This is a genomic window from Dysgonomonas sp. PF1-14 (assembly GCF_029892965.1).
Taxonomy (GTDB): Bacteria; Bacteroidota; Bacteroidia; order Bacteroidales; family Dysgonomonadaceae; genus Dysgonomonas.
Window position 1 is genome coordinate 131,084 of record NZ_JARXWN010000008.1, and the last position, 12,900, is coordinate 143,983.

At 32.8% G+C, this 12,900-nt stretch carries 12 protein-coding genes; 4 read left to right on the plus strand and 8 right to left on the minus strand.

The genetic code is table 11. From position 1 onward, the window contains the following. The first annotated feature begins 157 nt into the window (after positions 1-157). From M2448_RS11460 to M2448_RS11470, 3 genes are read left to right on the plus strand one after another with little or no spacing between them, the layout of a single operon-like run. Positions 158-1,822 (plus strand): ATP-binding protein, encoded by a 1,665-nt coding sequence (locus M2448_RS11460; RefSeq protein ID WP_280646803.1) that lies wholly within the window; start codon positions 158-160, stop codon positions 1,820-1,822. 4 nt (positions 1,823-1,826) lie between these two features. Beyond that, positions 1,827-2,828 (plus strand): hypothetical protein, encoded by a 1,002-nt coding sequence (locus M2448_RS11465; RefSeq protein WP_280646802.1) that lies wholly within the window; start codon positions 1,827-1,829, stop codon positions 2,826-2,828. Next, complete coding sequence (locus M2448_RS11470; RefSeq protein ID WP_280646801.1) at positions 2,819-4,633, plus strand: hypothetical protein; 1,815 nt, start codon at positions 2,819-2,821, stop codon at positions 4,631-4,633. Before M2448_RS11465 ends, M2448_RS11470 begins: the two co-directional genes overlap by 10 nt. A gap of 262 nt (positions 4,634-4,895) precedes the next feature. On the opposite strand, the gene M2448_RS11475 is transcribed toward M2448_RS11470, so the two are convergent. Further along, on the minus strand, positions 4,896-5,720 hold the full coding sequence (locus tag M2448_RS11475; RefSeq protein ID WP_280646800.1) for a hypothetical protein: 825 nt from the start codon (positions 5,718-5,720) through the stop codon (positions 4,896-4,898). A gap of 30 nt (positions 5,721-5,750) precedes the next feature. Then, on the minus strand, positions 5,751-6,305 hold the full coding sequence (locus M2448_RS11480) for a hypothetical protein (protein WP_280646799.1): 555 nt from the start codon (positions 6,303-6,305) through the stop codon (positions 5,751-5,753). A gap of 82 nt (positions 6,306-6,387) precedes the next feature. Here M2448_RS11480 and M2448_RS11485 point away from each other — a divergent pair, with 82 nt between their 5' ends. After that, complete coding sequence (locus M2448_RS11485; protein WP_280646946.1) at positions 6,388-6,636, plus strand: HU family DNA-binding protein; 249 nt, start codon at positions 6,388-6,390, stop codon at positions 6,634-6,636. Between the two features lie 79 nt (positions 6,637-6,715). Here M2448_RS11485 and M2448_RS11490 read toward each other — a convergent pair whose 3' ends face one another. The 6 genes from M2448_RS11490 to M2448_RS11515 form a co-directional block, all read right to left on the minus strand. After that, on the minus strand, positions 6,716-7,729 hold the full coding sequence (locus M2448_RS11490) for a site-specific integrase (RefSeq protein WP_280646798.1): 1,014 nt from the start codon (positions 7,727-7,729) through the stop codon (positions 6,716-6,718). Positions 7,730-7,731: 2 nt separating this feature from the next. Next, complete coding sequence (locus M2448_RS11495) at positions 7,732-8,646, minus strand: tyrosine-type recombinase/integrase (RefSeq protein WP_280646797.1); 915 nt, start codon at positions 8,644-8,646, stop codon at positions 7,732-7,734. Positions 8,647-8,683: 37 nt separating this feature from the next. Beyond that, positions 8,684-9,961 (minus strand): site-specific integrase, encoded by a 1,278-nt coding sequence (locus tag M2448_RS11500; protein ID WP_280646796.1) that lies wholly within the window; start codon positions 9,959-9,961, stop codon positions 8,684-8,686. A gap of 543 nt (positions 9,962-10,504) precedes the next feature. Next, the gene (locus tag M2448_RS11505) at positions 10,505-10,918 is read right to left on the minus strand and encodes a hypothetical protein (RefSeq protein WP_280646795.1); all 414 of its coding nucleotides are present in this window, start codon (positions 10,916-10,918) and stop codon (positions 10,505-10,507) included. A 10-nt stretch (positions 10,919-10,928) separates the two neighbouring features. Further along, a complete protein-coding gene (locus tag M2448_RS11510) occupies positions 10,929-12,221 on the minus strand; it encodes an RHS repeat-associated core domain-containing protein (protein ID WP_280646794.1) in 1,293 nt (430 codons plus the stop codon). Positions 12,222-12,306: 85 nt separating this feature from the next. After that, positions 12,307-12,894: a hypothetical protein gene (locus M2448_RS11515; protein WP_280646793.1), complete on the minus strand. Its 588-nt coding sequence runs from the start codon at positions 12,892-12,894 to the stop codon at positions 12,307-12,309. Positions 12,895-12,900 lie beyond the last annotated feature (6 nt).

Sequence of the window (12,900 nt, forward strand, 5' to 3'; positions counted from 1 at the left end):
ATCGGAACATTAAACTTTAATATAAATAGCCTTTTGTAGATGTTTTTTAATATATTTGCTCAATAATAATTTATCTATAGGATAAAACAAATCAAGATATATCTTGTTAAACTGGTTATAAGATAGATACGTTATTAGTAATATAATATTTAGCAATATGAAGCTGAGTAAATTTGATATTGGTGCTGAGGTTATATCCATTTTAACAAAAGGGATGTATCCAGACCCGAAGGATACTCTCCGAGAATATATTCAAAATGGAGTTGATGCAAAGTCCAAAAAAATCATATTGAAAATCCGTCAGGATTCTGTTACAATTCAGGATAATGGAATCGGGATGAATCATGATGTATTAAGAAAAGCTGTGCGGATTGGAGTCTCAGATAAAAATCCGACAAAGAATGTTGGATTTATGGGAATTGGTATATATAGTGCTTTTCATTTGTGTGAAAGGTTAGTAATTTTTAGTAGAGGAAGTCTAGGTATACCAAATCGCCTTGAAATGGATTTTCAAGGGATGAAAGATGTTTTACTAAAGCAAAAAGAGCTTAGATTAAAAGGCGAAATAACAAGTGAGCAATTAATGGATTTACAGACATTGCTGCAAAACTTTGTATCTTTATCAGAGGACGGAGACTTAAGTTCATCTGATTTTCCTGTTCAGGGAACTAGGGTTGAATTGGTTGGTATTAGCCCGTATTTTTATAATGAAATATCGGAATTTAAAGAAGTCGCTCAATATCTTAGAGATGTAGTTCCTCTTCGCTTTGACCATGTTAATTTCAAATGGGGTAAATTGATTGAGGATAAGATAACAAAAATCTGTGAGGAACATAACTCTAAATTTGAATTGATTGATCTTGATTTACAAATCAATTCTCAACTTGAATCTCTTTATAAACCATATAAAAATAGTGACTTCGATAAAGCAGGAAATCCACAATCTCCCGAATTTAGAGAATTAAAACAGGGTACGGCTTTTTTTGGTGTAGCATGGGGCTGCTTGAGTTCTGACCGAAAAAAAATAATTAATAAGGATTTAAGAGGCTTTCTGATACGCAAACAAGGATTTGCTATAGGAAAAAGGGAAAGTATAGTAAATTATTTCCCTAGAGCAAATACTTTCTTTGATAGATATATAGGAGAAATTATAATTGTTAATACTGATATTTTACCTAATGCTTCCAGAAATGATATTGAATACTCAGCACTGAGAACATCATTTTATAATTCTTTGACAGAAGTTGCTAAACAGTATGACGAAATAGCTGAAAAATTTCAAAATGATGAAAAGGCTGATGAGGTATTAGCTGAGATGGCTGAAAAAATAAAAAAATTAAATCTTGAAGTTAGCCAAAACCAACAAAATTCATCTTTATTATTGATGAATAATGTTGAAATCAAAGGCGTAATAAAAACTTTATTCGACAGAATAAAAACAAAAAGATTAAAAGAAGGGACTTTTGACTCCGCAAAAGCATTATTAAAGCAAGCGGAAGATATTGATAAGATAATTAGAGACAATATAAAGATTGCCAATACAGGAAAGAGGAAAAAGAATGCAAAAACTTCAAATAAAGTCACAACGGTTGATATTGCTCGAAACTTATCTAACATAGAGCTATCTCCTCTTCCTCAAAATAAAAATTATGAATCTCTAATTAATTTGCTTGTCGATTTAGAGCTTAATATTGACAATAATCAAGAGAGGCTATTTTCTATAATAGATGAAATGTTTATTCAAGCATTGGCAGAAAATAAACAAAATTATTATGAATTGCTAAATGATCTATTAAAAGAATACCAAAGACAAGAAGATTAATATTATGGCAAAGTCCTTTAACACAGATGCTAAGGTTTTAATTAGAAATAAGTGGGATAAACCTTTACTCAATCTATTAGAAAGAAAAACAGGTAATAAGCTTGTTTACTTAGGGTTACCATCTCCAGAAGCCGAAGATATCGAAGCTTGGATTGAGCATTTGAAAATAGTAATTGCTTTTCAGTGTAGAAAATACGGGATACAATCAGATGTTCTGCAAGAACGGGAAGATGTTATGCGCTTACATGAAAAGCTTTTAGCGTATGAGCGGCAAATGCAACTGGAAAACTTTATTGTCTATGATGGATACATTGAAGAAGTTGTTCTTCGAGGATATGATAATTCTCCAGATACGGTTATTCCATTTGAATTAAAGGATATCGTAACTGTTTATAATCTGGACTTTTGTAACAATATAACTTCTCCTATCGAATTTTTAGACAAAGGTGGGAATATTCAGAAAGCATATAAATTTAATGCAGTCAAAGAATTATTGCAAATACAACATAAACTAGCTCCTGTATCTAGCAAATTTGTACTTTTTTTGACTGTTCATTCTAGTTATAAAGGTGGGGAATTAGATGATTTTATTAATCCAACAAAGCAGTCTGATGCTCAAATCAAGGAGTTATTGAATAAATACAAGGCATTACCCAAAGAAGAGCAAAATCAAAAAATTGTTCAGTTGTTTGTTATACATACTTTAAAATCATTTTTTAGAGTCTATAATCTAGTGCCTCATTTTTTGCCTACAATTTACTATAAGGGATTAGGGGATCAAGGATTATTGCATTTCTCAGTTATTGGTACTGTTTCGGAATCCTGTGCAGGAGGCGAAACAATATGGTATCAAGATGTAGCTAATCTTTGTGCTGAAAAAAGAATTACAATCGAAAATGATGAATTTTCTATTATATCCTGTGAAGACATTGAACATATAGATATCAAGACTCAACCTGTAGAGCATTTTTGTCAATCAAGAACATATTCGCAGTTATGGCAATAAAAAGAAATGTCTTATTATTAGAACCGAACTATAAAAATAAATATCCTCCAATTGGATTGATGAAACTCGCAACTTATCATCGCCAGATTGGAGACCATGTAACCTTTTATAAAGGAAGCATGAAAGAATTTATAATAAAGCAAGCTACTCAACTATGTATTGCTGATTTATCATTGATAAGACCCGAAAAAGATTGGAATTTTCAATACGATAGAATTTGGAATTATATAAAAACAAGAAGAAAAACTCATTTAGAGGGTCTTGAGAAAGATGAAAAAAGTGTTCTTTGCAAATACAAAGACTACTATTGGAAAAAAGAGTATATAAAGAATCCTATATGGGATAGAATTTGTATAACAACGCTATTTACATTCTATTGGGATGTGACAATTGAAACAATAAAATTCGCCAAAGATTTAGTTAAGACTCCCTCTGAATTATGGATAGGTGGAGTTATGTCTACAATTTTGCATAATGAAATCAAAGAAGAGACTGGAGTTAATTCTTGGAAAGGATTGATGAATAAAAAACATATTCTAGATAAGGATAATGATTTTATTATAGATGAAATGTCTTTAGACTATTCTATACTTGACGAAATTGACTATAAATACTCTAAAAGTAGCGCATATTATGGATATATGACGCGAGGCTGTATAAGAAAATGTCCTTTTTGCGCTGTCCCTACTTTAGAGCCAACTTTTAATAATTATATATCCTTAAAAGAAAAAATAGAACACACCAATCGCCTATTTGGAAGACAGCAGAATCTATTACTTTTAGACAATAATGTTCTAGCCTCAGACTCCTTAACTGATATAGTTGAAGAAATTAAAAATCTAGGATTTTATTCAGGAGCGAAATATCTTGAACCGAATCAGTTGGATTTAGCTGTTAGAAATTTAAGGCTTGCCATAAATGACAAGGCTTATATTCAAAAATCGAAAGAGATATTGACAGGATTATTTAAAAGACTTCAAGGCCGAAAGAAAGATGAATTTATGACTATTCTCAATAAATATGATGTTGAGAATATAGCAATAATCACAAAATCTAAAATACTAGAAATATATCCTCATATTCATAGCTATTATGACGAATTTCATAATAGGAAGAAACCTAAGCAGAGATTTATTGACTTTAATCAAGGGTTAGATGCCAGGCTTATTAATGATACAAATATGGCTCTGTTAAGCCAAATAGCAATACGTCCAATGAGAATTGCATTTGATAGTATTAAAGACCAAAACAAGTATTTATCAGCCATAAACTGTGCCGCAAAGCACGATATAAAACATTTTTCAAATTATTTGCTATACAATTTCAAAGATACACCAATAGAGTTATATCAAAGATTGAAGCTAAATGTCGATTTATGTGAAGAATTGAATGTTAATATTTATTCATTCCCTATGAAATACCACCCTATAAGCGATAATTTGTTTTATGCTAATAGAAATTATCTGGGGAGGAATTGGAATAGAAAATTTATTCGTGCAATTCAAACGATATTAAACGCAACAAAAGGAAAGGTTGGAAGAGGTAAAAGCTTCTTTATCGAAGCTTTTGGCGAAAATGAGGAGGTCTTTACGGAATTATTATATATGCCTGAGCCATTTATTTTATATCGCAAATTCTTTAGAGAAAATGGATTTACAGAGAAATGGAGAGAAGCTTTTTACAATCTATCCATAGAAGAAAGAGAATTGGCTAAGGAAATTATATCAACTAATATTTTCAAAACAGAAGAGCCTATATCTGACGATATTAAAAAATTATTAGATTATTATAGCATTACATGCTAAAGTTGATACTCGATCATACAATTTCTACTGTCAGATGAAATTCAACCTCAAAATACATTTTTTTCTTTCAAATCCCCTCCCCAAAAGCCCTTAGAGGGCGTTTGAAAGAGAAAAATGTTGTCAGATTAGCTGAAACTTATTTTGAGTGTCTGTAAGATCGAGTCCCATTTTTTACACATTACACGAGAAAATGTAGTGATTAAAGATAAGACTATACATTTGAAAAATATATCGTTAGCTCTTACATAAAGAACTAATTGATTCAACCTTTCGAATGTTTCCAATTAGTATGTTTTTCCCATTGCCAAGCATAATTTGAAAAAAGAGAAGGTTTAAAATATAGTCTATCAATAATTTCCAATATTTTATTAGCCTTGAGCAGACCTCCAGTATGTTCTGGTTCTATAGCAATTGTAAATCCTTGCAATCGCTGGAATATCCAAGAAATTAGAGGACGCTCAATTTTTAGCATTTCAATTATCTCTTTTTTTGGCATATAGCTAAAATTCTTACCTACAGCATTTAGAGGATTGTTTATTGTAAAATAATCAAGGTCGATGTCAAAATAGACTTTACTTTCAGATGATTTTAACAAATAGTTTTCTAATTCATCGTAATCCTTAAACCTTTTTATTATGTGTTCATTACCATATTTATCGATATATGACTGATCTTCCCATCTATGATCAGAGCCTTGTCTGCAATGAACATAAATGTTTCCAATTAAATTTAAGTATGCAGCAGCTACAATTTGTTCATCATTTATATGAGACAGATTAGCCCATGCATATAAAGAAACATCTTTGTTGGAAGAAATATCCAATACATCAAGCCATTTCTTTTGTCCTTTTGTCGGCCAAGCTAAGTCTTGATGCCAGTCAACTGATACAAGACAAGGTGGGTTTGATTTTGGTTCTTTCGTTAGTATACGCCTAGTCCATTTATTCCAAAAGAAGAAAGCATATCTATGATCATAGAATAATGATAGTTCTATTCCATTTCCTGCTTCCAAAAATGGATGCGATAAATTTTGAGTTAAAGTTCCCGGAGGAGTTATATATTCATCATTATGAAAGTGTAATTCCATATATTGTTCTATTTTTAGTATAAATGTTTCTTACTCCATCATGCATTCTTTTACCAACCTTTCAATTTCTTCCCTTTGTTCTTCTGAAGAACAAAATGCATAACTTTCGATAATCAAACGTGTTGCCGTTAATCCCTGCCTATGAGGGTCTAAGTCTTCGTCTGTCAGTAGGAATAGGCAACGTAAGGCTTCTTTTGGAAAATCGGTTCGTCTATTTTCCAAATAATCCGTTATCTGGCTGAATACATCATTGTAAGTTTCTATAAAATGAGGACTCTGTTGCAAACTTTTTGTCCTTTCCCTGTTTCTTAAGATGACCTCATTCATTGTCTCTGCAAAACAAAAAACCGCAACTTTCCTGTAATCGGTTTCTCCGACCATACTGCTATACTTCATTCCCGTAAGAATATATTCTTCGAATGGTATTCCGTTTTCCAGAATATTGTCTATTTCTTTAAAAAGACTTTGCTGGTCTTCATATGGCCTTTCCTCGATGAAATAACGAAAAGTTCTTGTACGTCTTACTTCTTCCATGGATTGCTCTCGCTGTTCAGCCGGTACCCTATAGTATAAGTCTTGTCCCATTTATAAGTGCTTTTAATAATTTGTGCCTGTGCATTATTTATCAGGTAAGGAAATAATAAATGCCTTTGCAAGGTAACAAATAATTTATAATCAGACTATGACTAAAGCAGATTTAGTGGCACAGATTGCCCAGAACACAGGGATAGACAGAGTATCTGTCCTCAAAATTGTTGAATCATTTATGGAAGAAGTAAAACTATCTTTAGAAAAAGGTAAAAATGTATATTTAAGAGGTTTCGGTAGTTTTATTATTAAGGAAAGGGCAGAAAAGACAGCACGTAATATATCCAAGAATACAACAATTATTATACCTGCCCATTATGCAATGTAAATTATTATGTAAAGCTGACTAGCACTATTTGTTGAAGATTAACAAGATACACTCTGTCAACTTTACATAAATAATTATTTCAAAATGCCTTAAGCCACTTTAGTATATCTGTATTACTTTCCCAGATGGGCTTCTCAGCCGGACTAATATCAACATACGCACTTTCTATAGCCCTTCGTTTTTGTTTTGAATCTGCTCTAGCGTAAACTTCCGTAGTCTTTACAGATACATGCCCTAAAATATCCCGGATATATACAATATTAACCCCGGCCTGGAGTAAGTGCATCGCTTTTGAATGTCTCATTGTGTGACAACTGATCTTTTCAGGTATCAATCTATCATCTATTAATCTTGCCTGTGCTGCATATTTTTGTAAGATGTAATTTATTCCGGCACGAGTGAGTTTTTCTCTCCATACATTATGAAATAGAGGATACATGCTTATTGCAGGAGAATCCATTCCCGACTCTTTCATATAAATACGCAAATGTTTTATCTGAGCATCCAGCATAGGTACAATCCTCATTTTATTTCCTTTTCCGACTATTCTTATAGTAGGAGGATTATGTAATTGGAGCATGGATGGTGTTAAATCTATTATCTCCTGAACCCGTGCTCCTGCATCATACATAAGTGATAAAAGAGCCAAATCTCTGCGACCTTGGATCGTAGTTGTATCAGGCTGCTGTAATAATAGCTTGATACCGTCAACGGATAAATAGTTAATGCTCTTATGTTCTTCTTTCTTACATCTTATCGATAATATACGCTGTGACTCAAAGATGGAATCAATATTTTCATATTGCAGGAACTTATAGAAAGAGTGTATGGCAGCAAGCCGGTTATTCCTTGTTGAGTTATTACACTTACGAGTCACTTGTAGCCAGTCAAGAAACTCAACAACAACCTCTTTTGAGATTTTATTAATTGTTAGTTTTTCTATTCTCATCTGTTTTTCATTCCGTAGAAAATTTAATAATAAAACAAAAGTATCCCTGTAAGAGGATATAGTATTTTTACCTGATCCTTTCTCATCGGGTAAGTATCTGGTCAAAAATGCAGATACATATTTAGCAAAATCTGTTGGTTGCATATCTATTGAGGAAATACGTTTAAACAAGTCATATCAATATCTTTCTGTAGTTCGGGATAAATCATAGATGTCAGTCTTACATAATGGTTCGTAGCATTCAAAGACTGATGTCCCAGATAGGTAGATAATATTGGAAGTGAAACATAAATATCTATTCCCGAATCAGCCATCTGCATTAGAGAATGGCACGCAAAAGTATGCCTGAGATCATGTATGCGTGGTTTTCGAGATCTATCTGTATAAGTAATCCCTGCTTCGTCAAGGCACATATTAAACCAACGTCCTAAACAAGATGTATATTTGACGGCTTCTCCGTTTAATTTGACAAAAAAACTATTTGATTGATTCGGTTTAACAGGAAGTTGATTTTTATAGAACAGGTAGTCCTTGAGTACCAGCGACAATGTGCCTGAAAAAGGAATAACCCGTTCTTTACCGTTTTTACTATCTCTGACGCATAGATAATTTCCCTCCAGATTAACATCTTGTTCTTTGAGAGCCAGAGCCTCGCTAATACGTAGCCCTGTTCCATATAGTAATCTCAATAATGTAGGAATACTGAATATGGTTGAGTTCAGAAAAGTCAGTCTTAGAGCCAAATGGTCAGCCGCATCGAAAATCGCATGTATCTCTTTAGGTGAATATATGTATGGGATGAATGTGTTTTGGGGAAATGGTATTTGTTTTGGCACATATGAAGAATACCCCAGATCATTCATATAAGAAGAGAATTGACATAACAGACAAATCCGGCTATATCTGTATGATTCTGTTTCGTTTTCTTTCTTTTTGCACCAAGCCTCGGTTAATGCTTTTGTAATTCCGGGCTCCGATTCATTCCGATCGAAAGCTAATTTGTCAAATAATGAAAGGATTATCTCTTCTTTACCGTATTTAAAGCCCAAGGTTCGCTTCATTGAGATAAAGCCAACAATGTGAGTCCCATAAATACTATTAAAGTGCCTCATAAAACGTTCCTCCTTTCTGGTTATAGAATGTTGAAGGTATAGCAGGAACATCCAGCATACAGTTTTGCATGGATTTAATATCAATCCGCAAATAATAGCGTGTAGAATCAGAATTTTTATGTCCCAGTACTTCTGAAATAACAGATAAAACCGTATTTCTCTCTAACAGTCTGGAACTTAAACTATGCCGTAATGCATGAGAGCCATATTTTCTATTTCCTATATTGATTCCAGATCTTAGAAAGTTATGTTGCGCTATATGTGAGATGGCATGTCCATTGGCAAATCTCTCAAATGGGGGAACTGCTTTCAGGAAAACATAGGGTTCATCTGATACAGGACGCCCATGACGCAAGTAATCAATAATGGCATTACCAATATCTGGTAATAATGGTAACTGAATATGTCTCCCTGTTTTACATTGTTCTAATTCTATTGTGGATGTGTCCCAATGAAGATTTTCAAACTTAAGATTTGCTATATCCGATGCACGCAGTCCTAATCTTACCAATATCAGGATAATGGCATAATCCCTTTTACCTAAACCTGTATTACGCTTTATTGAAGAAAGAAGGGTATCTATCTCCTGGCTTGAATAAATAGACGGTAATTTAGGTTGGATAATACGTTTGTATTTTGGTAATTTAGATGCTATATCGGTATTGATATAATGATGAGTGTATAGATATTTGCAGAAACATCTAAGAGATTGTAGAAGCCACTCTGTTTGATGCCTTTTATGTGAATTAGGCTTTTTGATGAATTGGAGAAGGAATATTAAATCAATATCCTTTATAGAGGTTACATTATTAGCTTCGCAGTATTGAAAGAATATATAAAGATAACATTTTTGATTACTGATATAACCATATGAGACCCTTGCTTCATTCTGTTGATATAATAAATATTGAAGTATTAGTTCTCCAAGAGGACCATATAATTCACGTTTAGTCCGATGTCTTAACAGTATTTGTTTTGTAATACAATTCGTTTCATGGAATTCCTGTATTACATGTAAGGCCTTAAAGAAACTTCGTTCTCCTTTTGTCAATTCATCCATATGGCGGGCACCATAATAGTGGATAAGCAGTTTATCATAAATATCCTGCTCAAAAGTGTCAACATTATATAAATGCATGTATTCTCTTAAGCGTCTCCAGTGCCTTCGATAAACTTCTATTGTCCCTGTGGATAATAATAATTTAGTTTCAAGATAATGAGCTGCATCTGATATCAGCCTGTTGAAATTTTGGATTTTCTTCATGTAATAGTGGTTTTTAGTTTTACATCTTATTTCCCGTATTAAACCGGGGATACTAAATTAACTATTACTTCAATAGTAGCCTGTATAGACTAAGAGGTTTAATGAAACGATATTTTACCGTGGGTTTATATAGTAAATTATAATATATAATATACTTCGTGAAGAGTCATACATTAATATTTTACGGCAAGCTCCAGAGGTAAATTTAACTAAAAATAGACAAACCTGACTTCAGCTTTTATACTCCTTTTTGCTTGTTATGTTTTACCATACCTACAAATCATTTAACCCCTAATTTGACACATGAGAGTTAATCTTTCAGAATATTAGCTCGTTTATTTCGACTTTAATGATACCCAAATAATAAAAACGGTTCTTAGGCCGTCTTTATTATTACTCATTTTTGAATATTTCAATGATTATAAGTCAGTTATACAACCATCCCCTAATCTGATACATTACCACCATCCTGCCAAATATGCAACGTGACAGGATGATTTTTCAGTATCTGTAGATGCAACCCTTCAGAAATTATATCTCATTTTATCGTTTGAGAGCATATCCATCATTCCAAATAGGAGTTTTTATTGCTCTCTGCTCAAACCCAGTCGATGTAAAGCTTATATCTCCTTGATCTGTAATTATTATATAATTCCATATAGTGCTTTTTTTATTCGGAGATAAAGTTGGATTTTTTCTTTCAATTTCAGATATGTAGATACTCGTATTATTTTCAAAATCCATATTAATCCTTAAATTCAAAACATCTTTAAAAACAAGAGAACATGGACAGATGTAAAATTTAGAAAGTAAAGGATCTTCCATTAATTTCCATTCCATAATGTAATCTATATCAAATTTAAGCGATAAATCATCAAAAGGAAATGATATTGAATAAAGTGCACTATCATGCCATCCCATTTGTTCAAAATCTTTATCACACCATTTAAGTTTCATATTTTATATTTTAAAATCCATTGTATTTTCTTAACATTCTAATGTCTTGTTGTGTCATAGATCGTACCCATTTTGAGTCTTTATTCCAATGAAGGACGCCATTTGAGTCTACATTGGGAAGGGACCTTTGAACATGTGGAGTTGGCACACCTTTGTGAGCAGGTCCTCTAAGGTCATAATGATAAATAACATTCGAAGTCTTCATTTTTACTGAATTTTTTCTTATTCTATGGCTTAGATCTGTAGCTTGCTGAATAAGACTTTTGAATGCTCGTGCTGTCGCCTTACCGCCACCTCCTTTTTTCGCAAGTGATACATTATCTATACCAACAAGTCGTCCCGAAATATTCACATTCCAATTATTAACACCGTCATAATAACGATTTGGATCAAAAGGAGCCATAAATTCAATTGCAAATGCAGAAATTTCGCCAAATTGAGAAGCATTATAACCTTTGTTGTATAATCCCCCTTTTCCTGAACTATAACTATACACAAACGCCCCCGGATAACCTAAACCACTTAACCCAATAGCCGGTTTTATATTGGCATCGAAAATACTTCCTGCTGTCATAGTCACTACTCCATTGACTATCTCTACGCTGGTCATGTAAAATTGTCCACTTTCATCATCGTAAGTCAGCCGCGATAAGAATTCATTATCGGTCATATGCTCCCAACCGGAAAAATCAAATAACTCTTGTCCACTACCTACAGCATTCAGAAAAGCCGTTATTAAATCCTTATTATTCGTACTCCAATAATCCATGCCGAAAGGATCGATATTTACAATTGGATTATTCCCTCCATAATGATACGGACTCCAACTATAATACTTCTCCGCCAACGGATCAACCATAATAAACCGATTACCCAGTTCAGGCATAGTATAACGGGCAAAGTAATCATACATGTTCAGCCCATGCATCTGGTCGAGTTCCTTTGCATTGTACTTATACGGCTGTATTCCCTGTTCCGCTTTCGGTGTTTCGGCAAAGGCCATTCCAAACGGATAATAATGGTTCGTCTGTATTATCGTACCGTCTTTTTTAACTACAGCACGATTATTACCTAAATGATCTCCCAGATAGAAATAATATTCTCCATCCTCTATATAGCCTCCGTCTACAAATATCCTTGTTTTATTGGTTACATTCAGGCCGCTTTTTATTTTTTCGTAAACAATGTTACCGACATAGTCGGTGGTCTTGTAATCACTTAACCCATCGTTAGAGGGTGTTGTTTCTGTAATGGGAGCGGTCAGCATAGTCGGGTCGTAGCGTTGCTCGGTTCTCAGCTTCACGCCTGAAGCCGAGTAGGTATAGTAATTTTTAGCCTTTACGGCCGGGCTGTTGATTACCAGTACCTGTGGTAAAAATCAAAAAGAATTAACTCGATCTACACTCATCAGGCATACCAATATTTTTATAAGATTCTATAAAATATGTTTTATTATTCTTAATGGCTAAGATAAGTTTTATACTTTTTGATGTTGTAAATCCCGATTCATCTTTTTCTTGCAATTTTTCAATATTTCCTTTTCTTGAATAATCAATTAAACATTTAAAACTGGAAGGAATATTAACTTCATAAAGATTATTGATAATTAAAGGCTTATCTAAAAAAGATTTGTCTCTATTACTTATACGGTCATTCTTATCAAAATTACCGCTACCATTCTCAAAACAATAATATTTCTTGCTTTGAGAATTATATACACTACAATCAAAGCCTAACGATTCTGAAATAAAAACTCTTTCATAAAAAATTAATGTATCAGCATTAAAATCTAATAAATCCAGATTCTCAAGAAGCAATAATCTACAACGAATTACAAAATCATTATTTGGTTCTTCATTTGTAAAATAGGTTTTAATCTGTAATTTTCTTTTTAAATTATTGTCATTAATAATTTTCTGTTGATCAGAGCAACTGATTAACAGAATACAGGTAAAGAAAAATATGATATATTTCATAAAATA

Coding starts and splice junctions, on each gene's coding strand:
- M2448_RS11460 (WP_280646803.1), top strand. CDS start 158: ATGAAGCTGAGTAAATTTGATATTGGTGCTGAGGTTATATCCATTTTA.
- M2448_RS11465 (WP_280646802.1), top strand. CDS start 1,827: ATGGCAAAGTCCTTTAACACAGATGCTAAGGTTTTAATTAGAAATAAG.
- M2448_RS11470 (WP_280646801.1), top strand. CDS start 2,819: ATGGCAATAAAAAGAAATGTCTTATTATTAGAACCGAACTATAAAAAT.
- M2448_RS11475 (WP_280646800.1), bottom strand. CDS start 5,720: ATGGAATTACACTTTCATAATGATGAATATATAACTCCTCCGGGAACT.
- M2448_RS11480 (WP_280646799.1), bottom strand. CDS start 6,305: ATGGGACAAGACTTATACTATAGGGTACCGGCTGAACAGCGAGAGCAA.
- M2448_RS11490 (WP_280646798.1), bottom strand. CDS start 7,729: ATGCAACCAACAGATTTTGCTAAATATGTATCTGCATTTTTGACCAGA.
- M2448_RS11495 (WP_280646797.1), bottom strand. CDS start 8,646: ATGAAGCGAACCTTGGGCTTTAAATACGGTAAAGAAGAGATAATCCTT.
- M2448_RS11500 (WP_280646796.1), bottom strand. CDS start 9,961: ATGAAGAAAATCCAAAATTTCAACAGGCTGATATCAGATGCAGCTCAT.
- M2448_RS11505 (WP_280646795.1), bottom strand. CDS start 10,918: ATGAAACTTAAATGGTGTGATAAAGATTTTGAACAAATGGGATGGCAT.
- M2448_RS11515 (WP_280646793.1), bottom strand. CDS start 12,894: ATGAAATATATCATATTTTTCTTTACCTGTATTCTGTTAATCAGTTGC.